The 807-nt window shown below is 35.2% G+C and carries 1 protein-coding gene; it reads left to right on the top strand.

Annotated elements, in window-relative coordinates; translation table 11 throughout:
- Window positions 1–807 (top strand): DMT family transporter (locus KI369_RS27640; RefSeq protein WP_212958810.1); only part of this gene is annotated, 807 nt, incomplete at both ends.

Below are 807 nucleotides of genomic sequence, written 5' to 3'. Positions count from 1 at the left end.
ATCATCAATTGATTTTTTAACAATTCGCTTATTGCTTGCGGGAATATTTATTTTATCCTTCTTACTTACAAAGAAACAAAACATATTTCAAATTTGGAAACATCCTAGACATTCTATACAACTTATTATTTTTTCTATTCTCGGCATGCTCGGTGCACAATACGCCTTTATCGAAACAGTTCATATTAGTAATGCGGTCACAGCGACATTATTTCAATTTCTTGGCCCTGTTCTTATTACCATTTATGTCGCATTTGGACAAAGAAAATTCCCAGCTTCTATGCAACTACTCGCAATTATAACAGCACTAACGGGGACATACTTTATTATTACAAATGGTTCCATTGAAAATATTGTTTTATCAAAAGAAGCCATTATTTTCGGCCTATTAACAGCAATTGGTTTTGCATTTTATACCCTTCATCCAGCTTCTCTTATTAAAGAATGTGGAACAACTGTAGTAATTGGCTGGGGAATGTTAATTGGCGGCATTGCCCTCCTTATTTGTAATCGCTCGTTTGAATGGGATCAGCTTTCACAAACTTTTACACTAAAAACTTTTTCTATGCTGATTCTTATCATCATAAGTGGCACTCTTTCTTTCCTCCTTTATATCGGTAGTCTGAAATATTTAGCAGCAACAGAAACGAGCATTTTATCTAGCATTGAACCACTTGTAGCTGCCATCGTTTCAATCGCTTGGCTAAATGAATCCTTTGGAGCCTATCAATTATTAGGGGGCGTATGTATCGTTCTTTCTGTTATTTTCTTAACGATGCCGCAAAAAGAAAATGAACCTACCTTTTC

Source organism: Bacillus sanguinis, from assembly GCF_018332475.1.
Lineage (GTDB): Bacteria > Bacillota > Bacilli > Bacillales > Bacillaceae_G > Bacillus_A > Bacillus_A sanguinis.
The sequence above is the reverse complement of the archived record's forward strand: the minus strand, read 5'-3'. Positions and strand labels throughout refer to the sequence as shown.